Source organism: Actinomadura latina NBRC 106108 (genome assembly GCF_001552195.1).
GTDB lineage: Bacteria > Actinomycetota > Actinomycetes > Streptosporangiales > Streptosporangiaceae > Spirillospora > Spirillospora latina.
The window spans coordinates 62,716-86,480 of the sequence record NZ_BCQS01000033.1; the positions used below are offsets into that span (position 1 = coordinate 62,716).

Here is a 23,765-nt window from a genome sequence, read left to right on the forward strand (position 1 = left end):
TTTCCCTGCCACAACCGCCGCCCGCCCTGATCCCTTCCCGGTCAGCGCGCCGCCGCGGCCGGGAGGGGCAGGACGCGGGCGTGCGGGGGCGCCCCGGCCTCGGGACGGGGAGCCGGGACGGCGGCGGGGCCGCCCCGCTCGCCGTCCGAGCCCGCCTCCCGGTGCGCGGCGCGGCGGGCGGCGCGCCCGGTGTGGACGTGGCCGGTGTGGACGTGGCCGCGGAACACCGCGCCCTTCGCGGTGACCTTGACCGCCTGGAAGTCGCCCGGCGGCAGCGCGCAGAACCCGGTCCGGACGACGTCGTCGAACAGCGAGTCCGACACGACGTAGGCCAGGTCGCGCGCCGGGTCGCCGGTCAGCAGCCGGCGCAGCGGCCCCGCGTCCAGCAGCCGCTGGACGACGATGGGCGCGTCGCCGGCGGGCCCGAACGGCCCGGCCGTCAGCGTGCCGTGGTGCAGCGCGAGCCGGACCCGGAGCCGGAACCGGCCGGCGTCCCGGTTGGTCTCGCGCAGCGCCTCGCCGAGGCCGATGACGAAGTCGCCGGCGACCGGCGCGGGGTCGACCCCCTCCGGCAGCGTGGCGAGTTCGCCGTCCCCGCCGACCTGCTTGGCCCAGCCGGCCCGGTCGAGGCCGACGCCGCGCGCCGCGCGGTCGAGCGCGTCCGACAGCTGCCGCTGCGCGAGCAGCTGCTCGCGCACGTCGCGCTTGCTGTACCCCTGGATGTCCACCGCCACCAGCAGGCGGTAGCTGAGCTGTGCTTCCCCGTTTCCTTCCACTGTGCCGATCCCGCCCCTCGGTCCTGTCTGGGCAAATGGGCCTGATGCCCGCATTCGCTCCAATGCCTGGAGTGAGCGTCGCCCCGGCTGAGGACTCCCTGATGGGGATCGTGTCGCCATCGTCACGCCCCCTTGGACGCGGCATGGTGACCGCCCGCGCCGGAGGTAAGGAAAAGGTGGCGAACTAGTTAGGGATGAACTGGAAAATCCACCTCAAACCGGTCTCGGTTGAACCGGGCGGCCCCGGTATCGCGTACTGCCTCCCAGCGTGACACCCGACACACGGTCACCGCGTCGATCCGCCCCGCACCGCCCCCGCACCCGCCCGGAGACCCCGATGGCCCACAGATCACCGGCCGCCTCGGCCACCCGCGAACGCCCCCCCGGACCGTGGAGCTGGTTCCGCGGCGAGCAGCCGGCCGGCGGCGTGGACGACCAGGTGATCGTGAACGAGCTGTACCGCGTGTACGGGCGCCCGCTGCTGTCCTTCGTCCTGCGCCTCACCGGCGGCGACCGGCACTGGGCCGAGGACGTCGTGCAGGAGACCATGATCCGCGCGTGGCGCAGCGCGCACCAGCTGGACGAGAACGCGGCCTCGCTGCTGCCATGGCTCGCGACGGTCGCCCGCCGGATCGTCATCGACGACCAGCGGCGCAAGAACGCACGACCGCAGGAGGCGGGCGAGGGCCCGCTGGAGAACATGCGCGTGCCCGACGGGTTGGAGGATCTGCTGCGCTCCGTCGTCGTGTCCGAAGCCCTCCTCGCGCTGTCCCCCGCCCACCGCGAGGTCCTCAACGAGACGTTCTTCCGGGACCGCTCGGTCAACGAGGCGGCCAAGCATCTCGGCATTCCCGTGGGCACCGTGAAGTCCCGTGTCTACTACGCGCTCAGGGCGCTGCGCGTCGCCCTGGAGGAGAGGGGCGTGACGCCATGAGCGCGGACATGCTGCACATCGACGTCGGCGCCTACGCCCTCGGGCTGCTGGAGGAGCCCGACCGCCGCGCGTTCGAGGCGCACCTGTCGACCTGCCCGGCCTGCCACGAGGAACTCGGCGCGCTGCGCGGGCTCGCCCGGACGCTGGACGGCATCGGGCCGATCGCCGAGCCGGCCGACGCGCTTCCGGCGCCGCCCGAGCCGGCGGTGGTGACCGACCTGATGCGGCACCGGAGCCGGCGGCAGCGCCGGTACCGGGCGGCGCGGGCGCTGGCCGCGGCCGCCGCCGGGGTCGTGCTGCTCGGCGGGGCGCTCGGCACCGGGTTCACGCTCGGCGCCGACCGCGGCACGCCGGCGCCCCCGCCCGCCGGGCAAGGTGACACCACGGCCGTGCTGCTACGGGATGGCCAGCGGACGTCGGCGACCGACGCGGGCACCGGCGTCACCGGCACGGTCGCCGTCCAGCAGAAGGCGTGGGGCAGCCGGATCGGGATGGAGCTCAGCAAGGTCCGCGGGCCGCTGGAATGCGAGCTGGTCGCGGTCGACGCGCGCGGCAACCCGCATACGGTCGTCGGCTGGGCCGTCCCCGCCAAGGGCTACGGCCTGCCGGGGTCGCCGCAGCCGCGGCTCGCGCTGCAGGGCGGCACGGCGCTGCGGCCCGACGAGATCAGCCGGTTCGAGGTCCGCACGATCGGCGAGGGGCGCACGCTGCTGACCGTCCCGGCGTAGGACCCGCGGCGCGCCCCGTGGCGGCCCGGCCGCACCGGCCGCCGGGGGACGCGCCGCATCCCCGTACTCGGCGGGCCGGCGTGTCTCCTACCCTTGAGGGGTGAGTACGAGCCGGTCTTCGACAGGCCCCGAGCTGATGCTCCCGGGGCTCCGCGATGTGTACGCGGCCTACGTGCGGGAGGCCGACGGCCTCCCGGCGCTGCCCGGCCCGCTGCAGGCGGAGGTGTGGGCGTCCGCGCAGCTCGGCGCCCTGGAGGCGGCCGCCCCGCACGTGCAGGGACGGCGCGCCGCGCTCGGCGACCTGATCGGCTGCCTGCGGGCGGCGGCGACGCCGGGCGCGCGGGCGTTCCTGCGGGCGATCGCCGCGATCGGCCCCGTGGAGGGGCGCAAGGCGGCGGGACGGGCGGCGGGCGGGCTCGGCGACGTCCCGGCCGCGCCCTGGGAGCAGTCGCTCGGGCGGGTCGTGCCCGGCCAGGCGTGGCTGATCCAGGAGGGGCCGCTGGACGGCGACCGCCTGGTCTGCGAGTTCCGTTACAAGGGCGCCGGCACCGCCGGGATGCACGCCCTCGCCGTCCGGCTGTCCTACGGCGACGCGCCCGCCGAGGTCGTGATCGTCGGGGACGTCCCGGCGCTGATGGGCGCGGCGCGGCAGGCGATGCAGGCCGAGCTGTGCGTCGTCCAGCCGTACGACGCCGCCGCGGTGGGGGCGAGGCTCCGCACCGTGCTGAACGGCACGGAGCCCCTGCCCGAGGCGTGCTATCCGGCGCTGCCGCTGGCCCGGCACCGCGCGTCACTACTGCCCTAGCGCCACAACCGCTCTACCGCCTCAGCGCCCCATCGCCCGGTACCGGCGGACGGACAGCGGGACGAACACCGCCGCGATCACCAGCGGCCACACGAGCGCCATCAGCACGCTGTGCTGCGCCACCCACGAGTCGCCGGTGACGGGCGCGCCGAACAGCTCCCGGCACGCCGTCACCGTCGACGACATCGGGTTCCATTCGGCGACCGCGCCCAGCCAGCCGGGCATCGTGCTCGGCGCGATCAGCGCGCTCGACAGGAACCCGATCGGCCACACCAGGATCTGCACGGCCGCCACCGATTCGGGGCCCTTGGCCATCAGCCCGAGGAAGACGCCCATCCAGACCAGCGAGAACCGCAGGAGCAGCAGGAGCCCGAACCCGGCGAGGGCGTTCGCAGGGCCGTCCTGGACGCGCCAGCCGATCAGCACACCGCAGGCCGCCATCACCGCCAGCCCGGCGACCGAGTAGATCATGTCGGCGCCGACCCGGCCGGCGACGACGGCGGACTGCGACATCGGCATCGTGCGGAACCGGTCGGTCACGCCCTTGGCCGCGTCGCCCGCGACGCGCACGAACGTCTCCTCGACGCCGAACGCCATCGTCAGGGCGAACATGCCGGGGACGATGAACGCCCGGTAGCCGCCCCCGCCCGGGACCTCCATCTGGCCGCCGAACAGGTAGCCCATCATCAGCACGACCATCACCGGGAACAGCAGCCCCAGGGCGATCTGGCCGGGCTGCCGCGCCCAGTGCGCGAGGGCGCGGCCGGTCAGCGTCCGCGCGTCGGCGAGCGCCCAGCGAAGCGTCCCGGCGGTCATGCGGGCACCTCCTTCTTCTCGGTGAGGTGCAGGAACACCTCGTCCAGCGTGGGGCGGCGGAGCCCGATGTCGGCGACCGCGAGTCCCGCCTCGTCCAGGGCGCGGACGGCCTCGGTCAGCGCCGCGGCCCGCCCGGTCACCGGCGCCCCGATCCGCAGGCCGCCGGCGTCGACGTCGACCTCCCCGGCGGCGACCCGGCCGATGATCGCGGCGGCGGCGGTGAGCGCGCCGGGGTCGTCCAGGACGACCTCGATCCGGTCGCCGCCGAGCCGCTTCTTCAGCTGCTCGGGAGTGCCCTCGGCGATGACGCGGCCGTGGTCGATCACCGAGACGCCGGCCGCGAGCCGGTCGGCCTCCTCCAGGTACTGGGTGGTCAGCAGGACGGTCGTGCCGCCGTCCACCAGCGCGCGGACGGCGTCCCAGACCTCGTGCCGGCCGCGCGGGTCGAGACCGGTGGTCGGCTCGTCCAGGAACAGCACCGGCGGCGCGAGGATCATGGACGCGGCGAGGTCGAGGCGCCGCCGCATGCCGCCGGAGTACTCCCCCGCGGCCCGGCCGGCGGCGTCGGTGAGGCGGAAGCGCTCCAGCAGCTCGTCCGCCCGCCGCCGGGCCTCCCTGGCCCCGAGGTGGTAGAGGCGGCCGAACATGACGAGGTTCTGCCGCCCGCCGAGGATCTCGTCGACTGCCGCGTGCTGCCCGACGAGCCCGATCCTCCGCCGCACCTCGCCCGCCTCGCGGGCGACGTCGTGCCCGGCCACCCGGGCGCTGCCGCCGTCCGCCCTGGCGAGGGTGGTCAGGACCCGGACGGCGGTCGTCTTGCCGGCGCCGTTCGGCCCGAGCAGCCCGTGCACGGTGCCGGCGGGCACGCGCAGGTCGAGCCCCGCGAGGGCCTCCGTGCCGCCGTAGCGCTTGCGCAGCCCCTCGGCGACCACCGCGAACCGTGGTCCGGTCATGGCGCCCTCCAATCTCTGTACGCAGTACGGATTTATCGTCGCGGGCCAATATAACGTACGTCGTACAGAGTTTCATCCCTGAGAGGATCGGAGCGTGACCGAGTACAGCGGGAGCGGCGACCCCAAGCGCAGCCTGGAGCTGCTGTGGGGCGTCCAGGAGCGGCCGAAGCGGGGGCCGAAGCCGCGGCTGACCGCCGCGGAGATCGTCCGGGCCGCGATCGCACTGGCCGACGCCGAGGGGCTGGACGCCCTGTCCATGCGCCGCATCGCCGACGAGCTGGGCGTCTCCCCCATGTCGATCTACACCTACGTCCCCGGCAAGGCCGAGCTGATCGACGCCATGCTGGACCGCGCGTTCGGCGAGCTGACCCCGCCCGCGGACGAGACCTGGCGGGCGCGGCTGGAGCACATCGCGCGCGACAACTGGGCGCTGTTCCACCGGCACCCGTGGCTGCTGCAGATCACCACGGTGCGCCCGCCGATGGGCCCGAACCTGCTCGGCAAGTACGAGTACGAGCTGCGCGCCGTGGACGGCCTCGGCCTCACCGACCTGGAGATGGACTCGGTCGTCGCACTCGTCACCGGTTTCGCCGAGAGCGCCGCCCGCGTCTCGGTCAACGCGGCCGAGGCCGAGCGGCGCAGCGGCATGAGTGACGAGCAGTGGTGGGAGTCGGTCGCCCCCGTGCTGGACACGCTCGTGGACGAGGCCGACTACCCGCTCGGGACGCGCGTCGGCACCGCGGCCGGGCAGGAGTACAACGCCGCCGTCGCGCCCGGCCGCGCGTTCGAGTTCGGCCTCGCCCGCGTCCTGGACGGTATCGAGGTCCTGATCAGCTCCCGTTAGCGCGCTTGGTCCGCTTCGTCGGGACGGCGCTCGCCGGGTCCTCGGGCCAGGGGTGCTTCGGGTAGCGTCCGCGCAGCTCGGCCCGGACCGCCCTGTAGCCCTCCCGCCAGAACGAGGCCAGGTCGGCGGTGACGGCGGCGGGACGTCCCGCCGGCGACAGCAGGTGCACCACCAGCGGCACCCGCCCGCCCGCGAGCGGAGGCGCCGCGTCCCACCCGAACAGCTCCTGCACCTTCACCGCGAGGACGGGCCGCTCCCCCGAGTAGTCGACCCGGATCCGGGACCCGGACGGAACCTGGACCCGCTCCGGTGCGTACTCGTCCAGCCGCTTGGCCTGCTCCCACGCCAGCAGCCCGCGCAGCATCCCCGCCACATCGACGCGCGCGAGATCGGCGCGCCGCCGCGCGCCCGCCAGCCACTCCGGGGCCCGTTCCAGCAGCGCCGCGTCATCGACGGCCGGCCACGGCTCGCCGAGCGCCCCGTGCAGGAACGCCAGCCGCCGCCGCAGCGCGACGGCGCCCGGGGTCCAGGTGAGCAGCCCGAGCCCTTCGGCGCGCACGCCGTCCAGCAGCGCGGCCCGCACCAGATCGGGGCCGGGGTCGCGCAGCGGCCGGACGTCCACCTCGATCGCGCCGAGCCGCTCGACGCGCCGCGCTACCACGTCCCCGTCCCGCCAGGCGACCTCCTCGGCCGTCTCCAGCAGCGGCGCCGCCGCGGCCCGCGCCACGTCCTCGTCGATCACCACGGCCTGCCGCACCCGCGCCGAGGCCGCCCCGGCAGGCCGATCGGCCTCCGCGATCACCAGCCACTCCGGCCGCGCCCCGGCCAGCGCCGACGCGTCCGCCAACACGGCCCCCGTCCCGGACGCCATCAGGTACCCGCTCCCCCGGCGGCGCGCCACCCGCTCCGGAAACGCCAGCGCCACCACGACCCCCGCCACCTGATCGTCCCCACGCCCGCGCCCCGAGCTCGCGCCGTTCGGCATCCCGCCCGGCCGGCCGCCACCACGCCGTGCACCGTCGCCGGGGACTGGTACTTCACCGCGGGCCTTCTCCGCTGCGGGCGGGGCGGTCACCGCGGGTGGGCGGGCGTCCGGACGCGAGGACGCCAGGGAGCGGCGGAGTCGTTCCGCCTCGTCGCGCCAGCGGGCGCTGTGGGCGTCGGCGGGGCGGTCCCGGCGGCGCAGGGCGCGCCAGGTGGCGGTCAGGTCGTCGCCCGCGGAGCGGGGCGGAGGCTCGGAGAGCAGCGCGACGATCTCGGACGCGCTGCGGGGACCGACCTCCGGGGCACCGTCGATCAGGGCGCGGGCCAGGCGCGGGTGGAGGCCGACGCGGGCCAGGCGACGGCCCCGGTCGGTGACCTGGCCACCCTGGACGGCGCCGAGGGCGTGCAGGGTGGCTCGGGCGGCGTCCATCGCGGCGGGCGGCGGCGGGTCCGGAAGGGACAGGCCGGCCGCCTCGGGGTCGCCCCAGCAGGCCGCCTGGAGGGCGAAGCCGGTGAGGTCGGCCAGCTCGATCTCGGGACGGGGGCGGGCGGGGAGGCGGTCGTGCTCGGCCTGCGTCCAGCAGCGGTAGACGGTGCCGGGGGCCTCGCGTCCGGCGCGGCCGGCGCGCTGCTCGGCGGTGGCGCGGGACGCCCGGACGGTGGTGAGCGACCCGAGGCCGCGGGCGTGGTCGGTGCGGGGCTCGCGGGCGAGGCCGGAGTCCACGACCGCGCGGACGCCGGGCACCGTGAGGCTCGACTCGGCGACCGACGTGGCGAGGACGACCCGGCGGCGGGACCCGGGCGCGAGCACCGCGTCCTGCACGGCGCGGGGCGCCTGGCCGTGGATCTGCAGCACGTCGGCGGGCAGGCCGCCGAGGAGCCCGGCGACGCGGGCGATCTCCCCGACGCCCGGCAGGAAGCACAGCACGTCGCCGTCGCGTTCGGCCGCGGCGCGGCGGACGGTCGCGGCGACGTGCGCGAGGAACGCCGGGTCGACGCGCATGCCGTGCGGCGGCGGGACGGGCCGGGCCGGCGGCGCCCAGACCGTCTCGACCGGGTGCAGCGCCGCCTCGGTCTCCACGACGGGCGCGTCGCCGAGGAGCCGCGCCCAGGGGCCGGTGTCGGCGGTCGCGGACGCGGCGACCAGGCGCAGGTCCGGGCGGAGCGTGGCGCGGACGTCGAGCAGGAACGCCAGCGCGGTGTCGGCGTCCAGGTGCCGCTCGTGGCACTCGTCCAGGATCACCGTGCCGACGCCGGCGAGTTCCGGGTCCGCTTGGAGTCGCTGGAGGACCACGCCCGTGGTGACGACGTCGACGCGGGTGCCGGGACGGTTCTCGCCCCGGACGGTGACGCCGATCCGGCCGCCGACGCGTTCGCCGAGGAGCCACGCCATCCGGCGGGCGGCGGCGCGGGCGGCGAGCCGGCGGGGCTCCAGGACGAGGACCTTCCCGGCGGCGGGCGGGCCGCCGAGGGCGAGCCCGGCGAGGGCGAGCGGGACGAGGGTGGTCTTCCCCGTGCCGGGCGGCGCCGCCAGCACCGCCGCGCCGCCGCCGTCCCCGCCGATGTGCCCGCCGATGTGCCCGCCGATGTGCCCGCCGATGTGCAGGGCCGCGCGCAGCGCGGGCACGGCGTGGCGGACGGGCAGGCTCTCGGCGGCGCTGAGGTGCATCGCCCCAGTCTGCCGGGCACTTCCGCGGGCGCGAAATCCATTGCACTGAAAAAGGCTCTGTTTGTTGCGATGGAAGTTGCATCGAGCCTTTCATGCATTCACCCCGGGGATGTTCCGGATTCTTCCCGGAACCGGCGCCGCCAACCCTGTCGAAAGGGCAGGTGAGCAATGATTTCAAGTCCGGGAGTCACTTGGAAGTTTGATTTAAGTCACCTTCCGAACGGTAGCGGCAATGCCTTGGGTATCCGCATACTGATGGCGTCATCGCAGGTGCTGGGAGGTTCGGCATGTTCGGCAGCTCCATCTACCTCAGAGACAGGACCGCGTTCACCGGCGGTTCCCCGCAGGCGGTCTACGAGGAGCTCTGGCAGCGTGGCCGAAAAGGGAGATTGCGGACCCGCGCATTTCTCGCGACGGCGACGCTCATACTGTGCGGACTGCTCGTCAACGCTGTTTTCGGAATCATGATGGGCGTTCTGGTGGCGGCAGCGGACGTTTTCGTCCATTGGCGCGTCTACCACTCGACGCGGGTGTGGCGGCTCGGGCTGCGCGGCGAGGAGCGCACGGACCGGCTGCTGCGCTACACGCTGGAGCGGCACGGCCACCGGGTGCTGCACGCGCGGACGGTCCCCGGGCACGGCTCCGCCGACGAGCTGGTGATCGGGCCGGGCGGGGTCTGGCTGATCCACAACGAGGCGTGGCATCCCGACGCGGAGATCTCCCACCACGGCGGCAGGCTGTTCATCGACGGCCGCACCCAGTCCAAGCTGGTGGCGGCGGTGACCGGGCGGGCCGAGGCCGCCGCCCTGGAGATCTCCCGCGTCGCCGAGGTGCCGGTGCAGGTGACGCCGGTGCTCGCCGTGCACGGCGGCGGGCTCGTCCGCACGCCGTTCGCCGCGGACGGCATCGTGTTCGCGCCGCCGCTGAAGCTGATCCGCTGGATGCGCCGCAACCCGACCGCCGACCTATCGGCGGACGAGGTGGAGGCCGTCACGCGGGCGGCCGTGCGCGCCCTGCCGATCGGCGGCCGCTCATCGCTGTCTGCCGCGGCATGACCAGGGGACACCTGTGGCCGGAGGGCTCACACGCCGCCGCTCACAGGGCGCCCACCGCCCGCGCCGGTCCCGCCGGCCGCGCGGGCGGTGCGGCGCAGCCACAGCAGTCCGACGACCGGCAGCACCAGCGGGACGAAGCCGTAACCCCGCCCGTACCCGGACCAGACGGTCTCATCGGGGAACGCCGCGGAGTCCGCGATGCTGAGCGTGCCCACGATCAGCACCCCGGCCAGCTCGGTCGAGCAGGCGGCGACGGCGACCCGGAACGACGTCCGGCCGCCGCGGGCCAGCGCGACCGTCGCCAGGACGTAGACGGCCGCGGCGAGCGCCGACAGCACGTAGGCGAGCGGCGCCTCGGAGTACCTGGTGGCGATCTGCACCGCCGCCCGCGCACCGGCCGCGAGCGCGAAGATCGCGTAGACGGCGACCAGCAGCCGTCCCGGCCCCGTCGCGGTGCCGGGGCGGGTCCCGCCGCCCGTGCGGGCGACGGCGCCGGCGCGGGCGCCCTCGCCCGCGCGGGCCTCGGGCCGGACGTGCTCGGATTCAGACACCGGTACCGCTCCACAACTGGTTCATCCGGACGACCATGACGGCGACGGCCACCCCGGCGATGACGATCACGCCGGACCCCCACCGGGTGCGCTCCAGCAGCCCCCACCCGGCGCCCGCGGCCGGGACGAGCAGGGACGCGAGCAGGTAGCCGACGAAGGTGGCGGACCCGTCCGGCCCCTCGCCGCCGGACAGCTTGACGAACCCGGTGACGACCTGCGCGATCAGCAGCGCCTCCAGGACGCCGAGCGCGATCAGGTGCCCGAGGTCCATCGCCCGGTTGCGCAGCGCCGCCACCAGCGCGTAGGCGGCGGTCAGCAGCGCCACCGCGATGATCACGGTGCTCAGGACGTCCGTCACGGCACCGAGAGTACTACCGCGTGTAGAGCACGGCCGCATCGCGCCGGCCCGCGCCGGCCCCCACCGGCCCGCACCGGAGGGGGACGCGGCGCCGAGCGGGCATGGCAGCATGGCGGGCGTGAGATCGCTGCAGTGGCTGAACCTGACCCGGCACGGTGAGAGCACCGGCAACCTCGCCTACCAGGCGGTGCGCGGAACCGACGCCGAGGAGGCCGGCATCCCCGAGCGCGACGCCGACGTCCCGCTGACGGACGCCGGCCGCGCCCAGGCGGCGACGCTCGGCCGCCTCCTCGCGGCACTCCCGGCGGACGAGCGCCCGACGCACGTCGTCGCCTCCCCCTACCTGCGCACCGTCGACACCGCCGAGATCGCGCTCGCACAGGTCCCCTACGCCGCCCGCGGCGGCCTGACCCTGCGCGTGGACGAGCGGCTCCGCGACCGCGAGCAGGGCGCCCTGCAGGGCCTCACATCGCTCGGCGTCAAGCGCCGGTTCCCCGACGAGGCGGCCCGGCTGCACCAGCTCGGCAAGTTCTACTACCGCCCGCCCGGCGGGGAGTCGTGGGCCGACCTCGCGCTGCGGCTGCGCAGCTTCTACCGCGACCTGGAGGCGGACGCCCCCGGCGGCCGGGTCCTCGTCGTCACGCACGACGCGATCATCGTCATGACCCGCTACCTGGTGGAGGACCTCACCGAGAAGGACGTCATGGACATCGAGCGGGTGCCGGTCGCCAACGCCTCGCTCACCCGCTGGCGGAGCGACGGCTCCGGGCTCCAGGCCGTCTGCTACAACGACTGCTCCCACTTCACGGCTCGCCGTTGAGCAGGCGGTCGCTGCGGGAGGCGACGGCGGCCCGCCGCGGGTCGCCCGCCGGCAGGACGGCGCGCAGCCGTTCGAGGGCCTCCAGGTCGGTGCGGCCCGGCTCGGTCTGCGCGTAGGCCCACAGCGCGTCCGCGCCGCCCCGGTCGAGGGCCTGCCGCCGCACCCGCACCGCCAGCTCGTCGCGTTCCGCGCGGATCGCGGGCGCGTCGGAGCGGGGCAGCAGCTCGCCCCCGTACAGCCGCACCGCGCCGGGGACGTCGCCGTCGTCCAGCATCCGCCGGACGGTGAGGAAGTCGGCCTCGACCGCGCAGCCGAGCCGGTAGGGGCGGGCGTGGACGATGCCGCCGAGCTGCTGGCGGAGCCGGTGGATCTCGGGGCGGACGGTCCCGGGGCTGCCGTCGTCGCCGTACAGGTACAGCGAGAGCCGGTCGCCGCTCAGCCCGCGCGGGTGCAGGGCGAGCAGCGCGAGGATCTCGGCGTGCCGCAGCGTCAGGTCGAACCGCCGGCCGTCCAGCAGCGCGTGCGGCTGCCCGTCGCCGAGCAGCGACAGCGTCAGCAGCGGACCGTCCGCCCGGCCGGGCCGCTCCGGCGAGCCGGCCGCCACCCGGCCGGTGGTCCGCAGGAGGAACGCCTCGCCGAGCGGCTCGGCGACGGCGACGCGGCCGTCCGGCAGCGCGAGCGCCCCGCCGGGCTCGGGGGCGGGCACCCGGCGGCCGCGCAGCCCGGGCGCGCCCGCCGCGAGGATCCGGCCGGTGGCGGTGACGAGCAGCCCCGCCTCGCCGAGCCCGCGCAGGTGGGGCAGGAGCCGCTCGCGCATCCGCTCGTCCCGCGCCAGCATCTCGTTCTCCAGCCGCGACTCGGCCAGCCGCGCGGCGGCGGCGACCAGCGCCACCGTCGCCGGATGCAGCGCCGCCGCGGACGCGCTGACGTCGATGCAGCCGACGACCCGCGCCGAGTCGGGGTCGATGATCGGCGCGCCGGCGCACGACCAGCGGTGCAGGACGCGCGCGACGTGCTCGGCGGCGTAGACGTACTCGGGCCGGCCGGTGGCGAGCGCGGTGCCGATCCCGTTGGTGCCGACGGCGTCCTCCGACCAGCGGAAACCCTCGGCCAACCCGATCGCGTCGGCGGCGCGGCGGGCGGCGGGCGGGCCCTGCGTCCACAGCACGTGCCCGGCCGCGTCGGTGATCACCATCAGGTGCTCGGTCTCGTCGGCGACCCCGCGCAGCAGCGCCTCCAGCATCGGCAGATGCGGCCGGAGCGGGTGGGCGGCGCGGGCGGCGGCGATCGAGTCCCGCTCGAACGCCAGCGGGGCCGACGCGAGCGCGGCGTCGACGCCGGCGTCCCGGGAGCGCCGCCAGGATGCGGAGATGGGCGGACGGACGGCCACCGGATCGTGCACAACCATCAGTCCTTTCCCCCGGAGAGAACCTCGGCCCGTCTGAGGATCGGCCCATCGGCGGGTTCCGCGCAACCGATTCCACCGATCCCGCACGGCCGGATCAGGACACGTTCCGTGATCACCTGATCGCAACGTGCATGCAACCTGCGGACGCATACCGTGACGGCGGCTGGGAGACGAAGGGCCATCCTGTGGGTCCCGCCGTCCCGTTGCGCATCCGGGGGGAATGCGCGCGGGGCGGCGGGCCGGAAACCCACCGGGCACGGGGCGCTCCCGGCCTTACGGGGAGGACGAACACCGCATGCTCTGCCTGACCTGTCACCGTGTCCGCCCGGCGCTCAGCCAGGCCGACTACACCACCGAACGCGCCTCGCTCATCGTGAGCAGGGGCCTCTGCGCATGCAGCCCGCCACCTGCGGCCCGGACGCGGCGCCCGCCCGCCGTCCGAAAACGGGCCCGCTCCCCGAAATAAACATCTTGGTTCACAAAATCTTCACGGCCGGTTCGCCTAGAGTTTAAGGAGAATCCATACGAACCGGCCCCTGGAGGGAGCGCCATGACCGTGATCCCGGGTCTCGTCCGCCGCGCCGCCGCCGAGGCGGAGCGCCATCTGCGCGAGGGCATCGGCGTCCTCGTCAAGGTGGGACGAGATCTGGAACGGTCTGCGGAGCTGGGGCGGCTGCTGCCCTCCTACGTCGAGCGCGTGGAGATCCTGGAGCAGGCCGTCCAGGACCAGGACGCCGAGCTGCGCACCATCCGCACCGAGCTGGACTCCCTCGTCGGGCAGCTCAACGACCGGCTGCTGCCGCGCATCGACGAGCGGATGGACGACACCGAGCGCGACCTGGCCGCCGTCGCGACCAGCCTGATCCGCACCGGCCGCGACACCGCCGGCAACCGCACCCGGCTGGAGGCCGCCGAGCGCCGCATCGGCGACCTGCGGACCAAGGTCGCCCAGCTCGAGCAGCGCACCGGGCTGTGGCGGGACCTGCAGTCCACCGTGGCCCGGTTCGGCGACGACCTCGACGCCATGCGCGCCCGGATCGCGCTGCGCGCCGCCGAGCCCCCGGCCGACGCCTCGCCCGCCTCGGTGCAGAACATCACCGACCGCCCGGCCTAGAGATCCAGGGGCGGCCGGCGTCCCCGAGAATGGACGCATGACTCAGCCGCCCGAGAACCGTCCCGCCGCCGCGCGCGGATTCGCCAGCGACAACCAGGCGAGCGTCCATCCGGACGTCCTCGCCGCCCTGGCCGAGGTCAACGGCGGGCACCAGCCCGCCTACGGCGACGACGCCGTCACCGGCCGGCTCCGCGACGTCGTCCGGCGGCGTTTCGGCGACCGGGCCGAGGTGTTCCCGGTGTTCAACGGGACGGGCGCGAACGTGGTGTCGCTGCAGGCGATGTCCGAGCGGTGGAGTTCCGTCGTGTGCCCGGAGTCGGCGCACATCAACACCGACGAGTGCGGCGCCGCCGAGAAGATCGCCGGGCTCAAGCTGATCACCGTCCCGACCCCGGACGGGAAGCTGACGCCCGGCCTGGTCGCGGCGTACGCGACGGGGTTCGGCAACGTCCAGCGGCGGCAGCCCGCCGTCGTGTCGATCACCCAGAGCACCGAGCTCGGCACCGTCTACACGGCGGAGGAGACCGCGGCGATCACGGCGGCGGCGCACGAGCGCGGCCTGACCGTGCACATGGACGGCGCCCGCATCGCCAACGCCGCCGCGTCGCTCGGCGTCCCGCTGCGCGCCCTCACCACCGACGCGGGCGTGGACGTCCTGTCGTTCGGCGGCACCAAGAACGGGCTGCTGCTCGGCGAGGCGATCGTCGTCCTGAACCCGGACTCGGTGCGCGGCGTGGCCTACCTGCGCAAGTCGAGCATGCAGCTGGCGTCCAAGATGCGGTACGTGTCGGCGCAGCTCGTCGCGCTCCTGGACGGCGACCTGTGGCTGCGCAACGCGTCCCACGCCAACGCGATGGCCGCCCGCCTGGAGGCCGCCGCCCGCGCCGTCCCGGGCGTGGAGATCACGCAGGCCGTGCAGGCGAACACCGTCTTCGCGCTCATCCCGAAGGACGCGGCCGACCGGCTGCGCAAGCGGTTCCCCTTCTACACCTGGGACGAGGCGGCCGGCGAGGTCCGCTGGGTCTGCTCGTTCGACACGACCGAGGACGACGTGGACGCCTTCGCCGCCGCGCTCTCGTCCGAGATGTCCGGCTGACCGGCGGTTTCGTCCCGATCATCGGGAGCGCCCCTGCCCGCCCGGCACGCGGCGCGTTATCGTGTGACCGAACAGGATTCGGTAACAGGAGGCGACCCCGATGGCCAACCGCACCTTCGTCGTCGGCGTGGGCATGACCAAGTTCGAGAAGCCCGGCTCCCGCGACTGGGAGTACCCCGACATGGCCAAGGAGGCCGTCGGCAACGCCCTGAAGGACGCGGGCGTCGGCTACGACAAGGTCGAGATGGCCTACGCCGGCTCGATGTACGGGTCGATGGGCCAGCGCGCCCTCTACGAGACCGGTATGACCGGCATCCCCGTCATGACCGTCATGAACGCGTGCGCGACCGGCTCCAGCGCGCTGTTCCTCGCCCGCCAGGCCGTCCGCGGCGGCCTCGCCGACTGCGCGCTCGCGCTCGGCATGGAGAAGATGAAGAAGGGCTCGCTCGGCGCGGGCATGGGCGAGTCCAAGGTCACCATCATCGACCACCACCTGCGCTCCATGACCGCGGGCCGCGAATGGGAGCTGGACAAGGCGCCCATGCCGCAGATGTTCGGCAACGCCGGCCGCGAGCACATGGAGAAGTACGGCTCCACCCCGGACCACTTCGCCTGGATCGGCTGGAAGAACCACAAGCACTCGGTCAACAACCCGTACGCGCAGTTCCAGACCGAGTACTCGCTCGACGACGTCAAGAACGCCACGATGATCTTCGACCCGCTGACCAAGCTGCAGTGCTCCCCCACGTCCGACGGGGCCGGCGCCGCGCTCGTCGTCAGCGAGCGGTTCCTGGACGAGAACGACCTGTGGGAGCAGGCCGTCGAGCTCGCCGGCCACCACATCGCGACCGACATCCCGCAGAGCTTCGAGGACCACTCGTCCATCCAGGTCGTCGGGTACGGCGTCTCCCAGCTGGCCGCGCGCAAGGCCATGGACGAGGCCCAGGTCTCCATCGACGACGTCGACGTCATCGAACTCCACGACTGCTTCAGCGCCAACGAGCTCATCACCTACGAGGCGCTCGGCATGGCCGGTGTCGGCGAGGGCCACAAGCTCATCGACGACAAGGCCACCACCTACGGCGGCAAGTGGGTCGTCAACCCGTCCGGCGGCCTCATCTCCAAGGGCCACCCCCTCGGCGCCACCGGCCTCGCCCAGTGCGCCGAGCTCACCTGGCAGCTCCGCGGCCAGGCCGGCAAGCGCCAGGTCGAAGGCGCCCGCGTCGCTCTCCAGCACAACATCGGCCTCGGCAGCGCCTGCGCCGTCGCCGTCTACAAGCCCGCTGCGTAGGCCCAGGGGGCGACCCCCTGGAACCCCCGATACGACGCAGGCGATCCTCACGCCGTCGTTACGCTCTCCGTTCCCGTTACGGTTTGTGCGACGTCGCTGCGGTCGCCTGCGTCGCCGGGCATGCCCGTGCTCCGGTGGCCGAGGTGCGGTCCACGCCCCGCTCGCGTCATGCACCGTGCGACAAAGATTGACTCTTGTCTCAGCACGGTTCTACGCTTGGGGTACGTGGTCACCGGTCTGGAGGTGCGATGCCCGCCTCGCCCCTGCCCCGAGCTCGCTCCTCCCGGACGGTCGCGCACGCGCCGCTGGTCCCGGGGACGCTTCTGTGGCGCTACGCCGGTGATCTGCGCTCGCTGCTACCGGGGGCCGCGGCCGGGCTGATGCAGCTCATGCACCCGGGCATCGGCGCCGGGGTCGGCGAGCACTCGGCGTTCTTCGACGCGCCGTTCGACCGGATCCACCGGTCCGTCCCGCAGATCTGGGCGACGATCCTCGCGCCCGACGGCGTCACCCGCGCCCGCGGGATCCGGGACCTGCACCGCGACATCGGCGGCGTGGACGAGCACGGCAGGCGGTACCACGCCCTCGAACCCGAGACGTTCTGGTGGGCGCACGCCACCTTCACCTGGGAGATCTTCAAGGCAGCCGAAATCTTCCACCCCGGCACCCTCACCGCCGAGGACCACGAGCAGATGTACGCCGAGACCGTCACCTGGTACTCCCGCTACGGCGTCAGCATGCGGCCCGTGCCCGCCGACTACGCGGCGTTCCAGTCCAAGTTCTGGCACATCTGCGCCAGGACGCTCGAACTCACGCCCGCCGCCGCGCGGGCCCTGGAGATCGCCAAGCACGGGTCCGGCACCGTCACGATCCTGCCCGTCGGCGGCCCCCGCCTCGACCGGGCCGGCCGCCTCGTCATCGAGCGCCCGCTGCGGCTGATCACCTTCGGGTGCCTGCCGCCGCTCGTCCGGGAGCGGTTCGACATCCCCTGGTCACCGCTCGACCAGGCCCGGTTCGCCGCGATGGCCATGGCCAACCGGCAGGGCTACCGCGTGATGCCCAGCGGCATCAACCACTGGGCACTGCGCAGCATGCTCCGCTACATCGGCGCGCAGACCCGCCAGGACCGGTACCAGCCCGCCGCGTGAGGGTCACACCGCCGCGGCCGCCCGGGGACGGAGTTCTCCGCACGCGGCGAGGATCCGGCGGACGTCGCCGTCGCTCAGCCCGGCATGGGCGGAGAGCCGGACCAGCGTGCGGCCCACCGACGCCGCCGGCGGGAACACCGCCGCGCTGAAGATGTCGCGGCCGACGAGCGCGTCCCGCATGAGGGTCGCCTCGGACTCCGAACCCGCTTCCAGCGCGATGATCTGCGTGTCCGACTCGACCAGGCGGTAGCCGAGGCCGGCCAGCCCGTCCCGCAGCCGGGCGGTGACCGCGCGCAGCCGGACGCGCCGCCAGCCCTCCCGCCGGGCGACCTTCAGCGCCGCGGCCAGGCCCGCGATGTCGTGCGGCAGCAGCGTCGAGCTGAACACCGCCGGGAGCGCGGTGTGGGTGAAGTAGTCCGCGAAGCCGGGACGGTCGCAGGCGATCAGGCCGGCGCGCCCCGTCAGGGCCTTCGCCAGGCTCGCCGTGCGGAAGTCGACGCGGCCGGTGAGGCCCAGTTCGGCGACCAGGCCCGCCCCGCGCTCGCCGTGCGTGCCGAGCGAGTGCGACTCGTCCACGACCAGCAGGCAGCCGTGCTCCTCGGCCAGCTCCGCCAACTCGGCCAGCGGAGCCACCGACCCGTCGGTGCTGTAGACGGCGTCCACGGCGATCAGGCCGGAACCGCTCACCTCGATGCGGCGGCGCAGATGGTCGAGGTCGTTGTGGCGGAAGTAGGCCAGCTCCGCGCCCGCCGTCCGCGCCCCCTCCCACAGCGACATGTGCGCGAGGACGTCCAGGTAGACGGGGACGTCCGGGCCGGCGACCACCTGCAGGAGCCCGGTGTTGGCCGCCCAGCCCGACGAGCAGAGCACCCCGGCCCGCGCCCCCAGGTGCCGGGCCAGCTCCGCGCCGAGGACGGTCTGCGGGTGGTCGCCGGGCAGGCAGAGGCCGGGCGCGGGCGCCGCCGGGTCCGCCGCGCGCAGGCTCGCGATCATGGCCTCGGTGATCACCGGATGCTCGGCCAGCGCGAGATAGTCGCTGCAGGTCAGTACGATCGCCGTGTCGCCGGGGGCCTTCGCGGGCAGGGCCCGGCGGCCGCCGCGCGTGCCCCGGAACACCCTGATGCGTTCGCTCAGCCGCTGGTGAGCGCTGGTCATGGTCGTCACACTCCCCGGTCAAATGATCGTCACAACCCGTAGCGGTCCCTGATCATAGTGTGAAAGAAATTCCAGGCGAGGACCAAACCCGCGCGCCGCCGGAAAAACGCGCCGGGGGGCCGCGGCGGCGCCGCCGGCGACGTTTCCGACCGGTCAGGCAGAACGTCCCATACCGTTCGCCCGAGCGGGTATCAGCCGGACACGCGCTCTTCATTCCCGTCACCGGACAGTGGGGTGTGAACACGATCGCCGCCGGCGCCGAACGCGTGGTGACCGCCGAGCTTCCCGGCCTCGGCGGCGCCACCGCACCGCTTCCCGCCGTCCAGCGGATCCGCCGGGTCCGCTGGACGATCTTCGCGGCTCTCCTCGCGGGCCTCGGTACGGCCCTGCTGGTGACGCTCGGCCCGCTGCGCCAGGCGGCGTCCGCGCTCGGCGCCATGCGCTGGGAGTTCCTCCCGGCGCTGATCCTGCTGTCGCTGCTGCACTACGTGTTCGCCGCGATCGCGCTGCGCGGCGCGGCGGGCCGCCCGCTGCCGCTGGCCGCAACGTCGCTCGCGCAGTTCGCCGCGGCCGCCGCCAACCGGATCACCCCGGGCGGCCTCGGCGCCGTCGCCGTCAACACCCGCTACCTCGTCTGCCGCGGCCTGCCGCTGCCCCGCGCGGCGGTCGCCGTGGCCGTCCTGCAGGTCGCGGGCGTCCCCGCCGACCTGCTGCTGCTCGGCGCGGTCCTCGGCCTCGGCGGCGGGAACGGCCGGATGCTGGACGCCCTGGGCGACCACGCCGCGCACGCCGCCGGGCTCGTCCCGTCCCTCCCGCTGCTCATCGCGGGCGGGGTGCTGCTGCCCGCCGCCGCGCTGTGGGGCCGGCGCGCGGCCCGCTCGGCCGTGGTCGGACGGGCCGTCGACGGGCTCAAGGACCTGTGCCGCCGCCCGCGCGACCTGCTGGTCACCCTGACCGCGTCCGCCGGGACCACGCTCGCCCTCGGGGTGGCGTTCGCGTTCAGCGTCCTCGCCGTCCCCGGGACGGCGGTGAGCCCCGCCGACGCGCTCACCCTCGTGGCGGCCTACCTGGTGGGGGCCGCCGCCGGAGCCGCCATCCCGCTGCCCGGCGGCGTCGGCTCCACCGAGACCGCCCTCGTCGCCGCGCTCGCCGCCCTCGGCATCGACGCCGGCCCCGCCCTGCACGCCGTCCTGCTGTTCCGCGCGATCACGTTCTGGGCGCCCGTCCCGCTCGGCCTGCTCTCCTACCGGGCGCTCCGCCGGTGACCTTTACGTTGTAGATCACTAGAGGCGGAAGACCTTCGCGGCGTTGCCGGCCAGGAACGCCTCCTTGGCCTCCTCGCTCAGCCCGAGATCGTCCAGGCCCTTCAGTGCCCGGTCGGCGGTCAGCATCGGGTAGTTGGTGCCGAACATGACCTTGTGGTGCCTGTCCTGGGTCATGTACCGGACGAGTTCCGGCGGATACCTGCGCACCGTGTACGCGGACGTGTCGATGTAGACGTTCGGGTGCTTGCGGCACACCGCGACCATCTCCTCCGTCCACGGGTAGCCGATGTGCCCGCCCACGATGACCAGCTCGGGGAAGTCGAGCGCGACCTGGTCGATGTACGGGATCGGCCGTCCCGTCTCGGACGGGCGCAGCGGACCGGTATGGCCGACCTGCGTGCAGAAGGGGACGCCCAGTTCCACGCATTCGGCGAACAGCGGGTAGTAGCGGCGGTCGGTGGGCGGCAGCTCCCACAGCCACGGCACGACGCGCAGCCCCTTGAAACCCAGGTCCCGCACGCACCGCCTCAGCTCCCGCACGGCCTCCATGGGTTTGCGCAGGTCCACCGACGCGACGCCCACGAGCCTGCCCGGGGCCTGCTCGACGAAGGAGGCGACCTCGTCGTTGCTCACCAGGTCGCCCTCCGGCCCGTACCAGGCGCTGATGAGGCCGACGTCCACTCCCCCGGCGTCCATGGCCTCGACGGTCGCCTGGACGGGCGGCTCCTCGGCCGGAGGCTTCCGCCCCAGCCACCGCCACAGCGAATCCAGCATCTCGTGCTGCAGGAACCGGACCGTCCCGTGCTGCATCCACGCGTCAATCAGCATGGTCCCCTCCTAGCGACCGCCATGCGGCCTCGCTCAGCCATTCGACCTGTTTCGCGTCCGGCTCCGGGATCTGGCCGTTCAGCCACATCCGGCACAGCTCCTGCGCGGGCCCGAGCCAGAGGACGAACGCGGTCGTTCCGTCCACGCCGATCAGCGCGCCGTGCCGCTCGTGGACGCGCCACCAGCTGCGGACCTCCCGGAAGAACGCCCTGTTGCGCTCGGCGAGCGCCTCGCTCGCGGCCGGACGTTCGGTGAACATGAACCGGGCCCTGTCGGCATGCTCTCTGCACCACCGCACATGGAACGCCACGACACCGGCCACCGCCCCGCGCGCGCTGTCATGCGCCCTCAACTCGGCGAGGAACGCGTCCTGGTACATGGAGACGCATTCCACGAACAGCGCTTCGGCCACCTGCTCCTTGCCGGCGAAGTGGTGGTAGAAGCTGCCGACGCTCACACCGCTCGCCGTCCGGAGCGCGCTCAGCGTCGTCCCGGCGACGCCGTCCCGCCCGAACAGCCCCAGCGCCGCCCGCAGCACCTTCTCCCGCCCGATCTCGCTCACAGAACATTATTCTACCCTCCCAGAACATTATTCTGTAGTGCGATGGCAGTCATCGAACCGGAAGTCAGAACTTGCCACGCATGGCCGTGATACTGGGACAAAATGACGCAGTGTCCCCATGGCGCCGTCCTCCATACCTGTTAAGCCTGTTCGGGCTGACCTGCCTGCTGGTCGCCCTCGCAACGTTGTTCGCGGTGCTCGGCCTGGACGCGGCGGACAAGGTGGCGAGCGTGCTGGGCGCATTCAGCGGTGTACTCGGCTTGGTCATCGCCGGTATCGGCCTCACCCAGGCACAGACAACACAGCGGGAGGCCGCCGCCGAGCAGCTGGCGGCCCTGTCCCGCGCACTGCGCCGCCCGCCGGCGATCCCCGCCCGCGCGACACGGAGCCTGCCGACGGACATCCCCGATTTCGTGAACCGCGACTCCACGCTGAGACGCATCGAGGCCGCGGCAGGGAGCACGGCCGCGAGCACCGCCGCCATCTGCACGATCAACGGGATGGCCGGCGTCGGTAAGACGACCCTCGCGGTGCACGCCGCGCACGGGCTCGCCGGCTCCTTCCCCGACGGTGCGCTGTTCCTGAACCTGCACGCCCACAGCGCCGACCAGGCTCCCGTGTCTCCGGACAGGGCGCTGGAGGCCCTGCTTCACGCGGTTGGACTCGCACCCGACCAGGTTCCCGAGTCACTGGAGGAACGTGCCGCACTGTGGCGGTCCGAGACCGCGAATTCCCGGAGGCTCCTTCTCCTGGACAACGCCGCAGACCAGGAACAGGTGGTGCCGCTCATCCCCGCGGGTCCCTGCCTCACCATCATCACGAGCCGGCGGCGGCTCGTCCTGGACGGCGGAAGGGTCGTCGGCCTGAACGCGCTCGCGATCCAGGACGCCGTGCAGCTCCTGAGCCATGTCGTGGGGACCGAGCGCCTTCGCGGCCATTCCGCCGACGCACGCGAGATCGTGTCCCGATGCGGCTGCCTGCCCTTGGCCGTCCGCCTGGTGGCCGGGCACCTCGAGAGCCACCCTGCCTGGACGCCCGGAAATCTCCTTTCGGAGATGGCGGCGTCCGAGGGACCGGATGATGCGCCCGTTCCCGGGCAGAACGGTGTGATGGCCGCGCTCCACCCCTCTTACGAAGGAATCGCCCCCGACCATCAGCGTCTGCTGCGGCGCCTGGCACTGCACCCCGGCCCCGAGTTCGGCGTGCACGCCGCGGTGGCGCTCTACGGCGGCACCCTCGCCGAAACTGTCCTCGGTCTAGACGCCCTGACCGACCAAAGCCTGCTGGAAGAGCCCGCATACCGGCGCTACCGGATGCACGACCTCGTCCGCGACTACGTGGCGCACCGTGCGGACGAGGACCCGCCCGCCGAGACGTCCGCCGCGGAAGACCGCGCCATCGACTACTACACGGTGCTGACGCTACGGGCTGAGCGCATCATCAATCTCCTCGGATCCAGGGACTTCGAGGACGAGATCGAACATCCGCCGGTCGAAACCCCGGTCTTCGCCTCGCACGCGGAGGCCATGACGTGGCTGGAGACCGAACGCCCCAACCTTCACGCGTGCGTCGAGCTCGCCATCGACACCGGCCGGCCGGCCCGCGCGGCGCGCCTCGCCCGGGCGATGGCGTACTTCCTGCGCCTCGGCGGCCATTGGAAGGATGCCGCGGACCTGTGCCGCCGGGCCGCGCGATGGTGCGCGGACCTGGACGACGTGACGTGCGCCGCCGACATGAAATTCCTCAGCGGCGACATCGCCCGGCTCTCCGGCCACCAGCGTGAGGCCCGCGCCTTCTACGAGGAAGCGCTGGCGGTCTACCATGACCTGGCCGATCGGTACTGGGAAGCTCGTACGCTGCACTCCATAGGCGACATCGAGCGCATGCAGGGACAGTACAACGCGGCGATCGGCATCTACACGCGGGCGCTGACCGCGTACGAGAGCACAGGGAACCGCCTCGCCACGGCACGGGCACTGCACAGCATCGCGGACGCGCATCGCCTCGCCGGGGACGGCAACGCGGCGATGGATCATTACGAGTCGATCCTCGACATGTACCGCGAGCTGAACGATCCGGTCGGCACCGCACGCGCCCTGCACAGCATCGCCGACGTCCACGTCCTCAACGGCGACGGCCCCCGGGCGCTGCCGAGCTTCAGGGACGCCCTGCGCACGTACCGGATGCTGGGCGACCGGCTCGGCGAGGCCGACACCCTGAACAGCATCGGCGTCGCCCATCTCGCCGGCGGGGACCGCGAGGAGGGCATCCGTCATCTGCGCGAGGCAGTCGGCCTCTACGTCGCCCTAGGCGACCACCGCCAGGAGGCCCGGACGCGCATGGCGCTGGGTCGGGCGGCGACCAGCGATCCCGAAGAGGCGGTGACCTCCTGTGAGGCGGCAGTCGCGGCCTCACAGGAGGTCGATGACCCGCTTCTGCGGGCGGACGCCGAGCGCGCCCTGGCGATGGCCCTCCTCTCCGGTGGCCGCCAGGACGAGGCGCGCGCGCATGTGCGCACCGCGCTCACGCTCCTGCGGAATCTCGGATCGCCGCTGGCCGAGACCGTGCAGGCGGAACTCGACCGGCTCGGCGGCCCCTGACTCCG

The 23,765-nt window shown here is 73.9% G+C and carries 22 protein-coding genes; 12 read left to right on the forward strand and 10 right to left on the reverse strand.

The features are described 5' to 3' along the window. Positions 1-41: 41 nt before the first annotated feature. The gene (locus tag AL2_RS30980) at positions 42-776 is read right to left on the reverse strand and encodes a hypothetical protein (protein WP_245667057.1); all 735 of its coding nucleotides are present in this window, start codon (positions 774-776) and stop codon (positions 42-44) included. A 337-nt stretch (positions 777-1,113) separates the two neighbouring features. Between AL2_RS30980 and AL2_RS30985 the strand changes: the two genes are divergently transcribed. The 3 genes from AL2_RS30985 to AL2_RS30995 all read left to right on the forward strand — a co-directional run bounded on the left by AL2_RS30985 (position 1,114) and on the right by AL2_RS30995 (position 3,243). After that, a complete protein-coding gene (locus AL2_RS30985) occupies positions 1,114-1,710 on the forward strand; it encodes a sigma-70 family RNA polymerase sigma factor (RefSeq protein WP_067639928.1) in 597 nt (198 codons plus the stop codon). Continuing rightward, entirely contained in the window at positions 1,707-2,438 is a 732-nt protein-coding gene (locus AL2_RS30990) for an anti-sigma factor family protein (protein WP_067639930.1), read from the forward strand. Before AL2_RS30985 ends, AL2_RS30990 begins: the two co-directional genes overlap by 4 nt. 100 nt (positions 2,439-2,538) lie before the next feature. Beyond that, positions 2,539-3,243: a hypothetical protein gene (locus tag AL2_RS30995; RefSeq protein ID WP_083947065.1), complete on the forward strand. Its 705-nt coding sequence runs from the start codon at positions 2,539-2,541 to the stop codon at positions 3,241-3,243. A gap of 21 nt (positions 3,244-3,264) precedes the next feature. Here AL2_RS30995 and AL2_RS31000 read toward each other — a convergent pair whose 3' ends face one another. Continuing rightward, positions 3,265-4,059 (reverse strand): ABC transporter permease, encoded by a 795-nt coding sequence (locus AL2_RS31000; RefSeq protein ID WP_067639934.1) that lies wholly within the window; start codon positions 4,057-4,059, stop codon positions 3,265-3,267. Further along, positions 4,056-5,012: an ATP-binding cassette domain-containing protein gene (locus AL2_RS31005; protein ID WP_067639936.1), complete on the reverse strand. Its 957-nt coding sequence runs from the start codon at positions 5,010-5,012 to the stop codon at positions 4,056-4,058. The genes AL2_RS31000 and AL2_RS31005 overlap by 4 nt, the downstream gene beginning before the upstream one ends. A 94-nt stretch (positions 5,013-5,106) precedes the next feature. Here AL2_RS31005 and AL2_RS31010 point away from each other — a divergent pair, with 94 nt between their 5' ends. Further along, entirely contained in the window at positions 5,107-5,856 is a 750-nt protein-coding gene (locus AL2_RS31010; protein WP_067639938.1) for a TetR/AcrR family transcriptional regulator, read from the forward strand. On the opposite strand, the gene AL2_RS31015 is transcribed toward AL2_RS31010, so the two are convergent. Then, complete coding sequence (locus AL2_RS31015; RefSeq protein ID WP_067639940.1) at positions 5,843-8,509, reverse strand: ATP-dependent RNA helicase; 2,667 nt, start codon at positions 8,507-8,509, stop codon at positions 5,843-5,845. The two genes, AL2_RS31010 and AL2_RS31015, sit on opposite strands and share 14 nt — an antisense overlap. A 464-nt stretch (positions 8,510-8,973) precedes the next feature. Here AL2_RS31015 and AL2_RS31020 point away from each other — a divergent pair, with 464 nt between their 5' ends. Then, positions 8,974-9,564, forward strand: a complete 591-nt coding sequence (locus tag AL2_RS31020) for a nuclease-related domain-containing protein (RefSeq protein WP_245667059.1) — start codon at positions 8,974-8,976, stop codon at positions 9,562-9,564. Positions 9,565-9,590: 26 nt separating this feature from the next. On the opposite strand, the gene AL2_RS31025 is transcribed toward AL2_RS31020, so the two are convergent. Together AL2_RS31025 and AL2_RS31030 are read right to left on the reverse strand one after the other, a co-directional pair. Beyond that, on the reverse strand, positions 9,591-9,998 hold the full coding sequence (locus tag AL2_RS31025) for a hypothetical protein (protein ID WP_067639999.1): 408 nt from the start codon (positions 9,996-9,998) through the stop codon (positions 9,591-9,593). A 109-nt stretch (positions 9,999-10,107) separates the two neighbouring features. Next, positions 10,108-10,473, reverse strand: a complete 366-nt coding sequence (locus AL2_RS31030) for a hypothetical protein (protein ID WP_067639944.1) — start codon at positions 10,471-10,473, stop codon at positions 10,108-10,110. A 109-nt stretch (positions 10,474-10,582) separates the two neighbouring features. Between AL2_RS31030 and AL2_RS31035 the strand changes: the two genes are divergently transcribed. Beyond that, entirely contained in the window at positions 10,583-11,293 is a 711-nt protein-coding gene (locus AL2_RS31035) for a histidine phosphatase family protein (RefSeq protein ID WP_067639945.1), read from the forward strand. Here AL2_RS31035 and AL2_RS31040 read toward each other — a convergent pair. Beyond that, the gene (locus AL2_RS31040) at positions 11,277-12,701 is read right to left on the reverse strand and encodes a helix-turn-helix domain-containing protein (RefSeq protein ID WP_083947066.1); all 1,425 of its coding nucleotides are present in this window, start codon (positions 12,699-12,701) and stop codon (positions 11,277-11,279) included. The two genes, AL2_RS31035 and AL2_RS31040, sit on opposite strands and share 17 nt — an antisense overlap. Positions 12,702-13,251: 550 nt before the next feature. On the opposite strand from AL2_RS31040, the gene AL2_RS31045 reads away from it, so the two are divergent. The 4 genes from AL2_RS31045 to AL2_RS31060 all read left to right on the forward strand — a co-directional run bounded on the left by AL2_RS31045 (position 13,252) and on the right by AL2_RS31060 (position 17,350). Further along, entirely contained in the window at positions 13,252-13,815 is a 564-nt protein-coding gene (locus AL2_RS31045; protein ID WP_067639949.1) for a hypothetical protein, read from the forward strand. 37 nt (positions 13,816-13,852) lie between these two features. Further along, complete coding sequence (locus AL2_RS31050) at positions 13,853-14,911, forward strand: threonine aldolase family protein (RefSeq protein ID WP_067639950.1); 1,059 nt, start codon at positions 13,853-13,855, stop codon at positions 14,909-14,911. 100 nt (positions 14,912-15,011) lie between these two features. Continuing rightward, entirely contained in the window at positions 15,012-16,202 is a 1,191-nt protein-coding gene (locus tag AL2_RS31055; protein WP_067639952.1) for a thiolase C-terminal domain-containing protein, read from the forward strand. A 248-nt stretch (positions 16,203-16,450) separates the two neighbouring features. Beyond that, entirely contained in the window at positions 16,451-17,350 is a 900-nt protein-coding gene (locus AL2_RS31060; protein WP_067639954.1) for an oxygenase MpaB family protein, read from the forward strand. A 3-nt stretch (positions 17,351-17,353) separates the two neighbouring features. Here the strand turns inward: AL2_RS31060 and cqsA are convergent, their stop codons facing one another. After that, on the reverse strand, positions 17,354-18,505 hold the full coding sequence (gene cqsA / locus AL2_RS31065; RefSeq protein ID WP_067639956.1) for an alpha-hydroxyketone-type quorum-sensing autoinducer synthase: 1,152 nt from the start codon (positions 18,503-18,505) through the stop codon (positions 17,354-17,356). A 236-nt stretch (positions 18,506-18,741) separates the two neighbouring features. On the opposite strand from cqsA, the gene AL2_RS31070 reads away from it, so the two are divergent. Beyond that, positions 18,742-19,770 carry a lysylphosphatidylglycerol synthase transmembrane domain-containing protein gene (locus AL2_RS31070; protein WP_067639958.1) on the forward strand — a complete coding sequence of 343 codons (1,029 nt, stop codon included), beginning with the start codon at positions 18,742-18,744 and terminating at the stop codon, positions 19,768-19,770. A gap of 18 nt (positions 19,771-19,788) precedes the next feature. Here AL2_RS31070 and AL2_RS31075 read toward each other — a convergent pair whose 3' ends face one another. Both AL2_RS31075 and AL2_RS31080 read right to left on the reverse strand, forming a co-directional pair. Continuing rightward, a complete protein-coding gene (locus tag AL2_RS31075; protein WP_067639960.1) occupies positions 19,789-20,598 on the reverse strand; it encodes an amidohydrolase family protein in 810 nt (269 codons plus the stop codon). Then, on the reverse strand, positions 20,588-21,160 hold the full coding sequence (locus tag AL2_RS31080; RefSeq protein WP_245667061.1) for a TetR/AcrR family transcriptional regulator: 573 nt from the start codon (positions 21,158-21,160) through the stop codon (positions 20,588-20,590). The genes AL2_RS31075 and AL2_RS31080 overlap by 11 nt, the downstream gene beginning before the upstream one ends. A gap of 110 nt (positions 21,161-21,270) precedes the next feature. Here AL2_RS31080 and AL2_RS31085 point away from each other — a divergent pair, with 110 nt between their 5' ends. Further along, positions 21,271-23,760, forward strand: a complete 2,490-nt coding sequence (locus tag AL2_RS31085; RefSeq protein WP_168444698.1) for an ATP-binding protein — start codon at positions 21,271-21,273, stop codon at positions 23,758-23,760. The last annotated feature ends 5 nt before the right edge of the window (positions 23,761-23,765 follow it).

What these genes read in the sequence shown, in the direction of transcription:
- AL2_RS30985 (WP_067639928.1), top strand. Translation starts at nt 1,114, where the DNA reads ATGGCCCACAGATCACCGGCCGCCTCGGCCACCCGCGAACGCCCCCCC.
- AL2_RS30990 (WP_067639930.1), top strand. Translation starts at nt 1,707, where the DNA reads ATGAGCGCGGACATGCTGCACATCGACGTCGGCGCCTACGCCCTCGGG.
- AL2_RS31000 (WP_067639934.1), bottom strand. Translation starts at nt 4,059, where the DNA reads ATGACCGCCGGGACGCTTCGCTGGGCGCTCGCCGACGCGCGGACGCTG.
- AL2_RS31005 (WP_067639936.1), bottom strand. Translation starts at nt 5,012, where the DNA reads ATGACCGGACCACGGTTCGCGGTGGTCGCCGAGGGGCTGCGCAAGCGC.
- AL2_RS31015 (WP_067639940.1), bottom strand. Translation starts at nt 8,509, where the DNA reads ATGCACCTCAGCGCCGCCGAGAGCCTGCCCGTCCGCCACGCCGTGCCC.
- AL2_RS31020 (WP_245667059.1), top strand. Translation starts at nt 8,974, where the DNA reads ATGATGGGCGTTCTGGTGGCGGCAGCGGACGTTTTCGTCCATTGGCGC.
- AL2_RS31035 (WP_067639945.1), top strand. Translation starts at nt 10,583, where the DNA reads ATGGCGGGCGTGAGATCGCTGCAGTGGCTGAACCTGACCCGGCACGGT.
- AL2_RS31040 (WP_083947066.1), bottom strand. Translation starts at nt 12,701, where the DNA reads ATGGTTGTGCACGATCCGGTGGCCGTCCGTCCGCCCATCTCCGCATCC.
- AL2_RS31045 (WP_067639949.1), top strand. Translation starts at nt 13,252, where the DNA reads ATGACCGTGATCCCGGGTCTCGTCCGCCGCGCCGCCGCCGAGGCGGAG.
- AL2_RS31050 (WP_067639950.1), top strand. Translation starts at nt 13,853, where the DNA reads ATGACTCAGCCGCCCGAGAACCGTCCCGCCGCCGCGCGCGGATTCGCC.
- AL2_RS31055 (WP_067639952.1), top strand. Translation starts at nt 15,012, where the DNA reads ATGGCCAACCGCACCTTCGTCGTCGGCGTGGGCATGACCAAGTTCGAG.
- AL2_RS31060 (WP_067639954.1), top strand. Translation starts at nt 16,451, where the DNA reads ATGCCCGCCTCGCCCCTGCCCCGAGCTCGCTCCTCCCGGACGGTCGCG.
- cqsA (WP_067639956.1), bottom strand. Translation starts at nt 18,505, where the DNA reads ATGACCAGCGCTCACCAGCGGCTGAGCGAACGCATCAGGGTGTTCCGG.
- AL2_RS31075 (WP_067639960.1), bottom strand. Translation starts at nt 20,598, where the DNA reads ATGCTGATTGACGCGTGGATGCAGCACGGGACGGTCCGGTTCCTGCAG.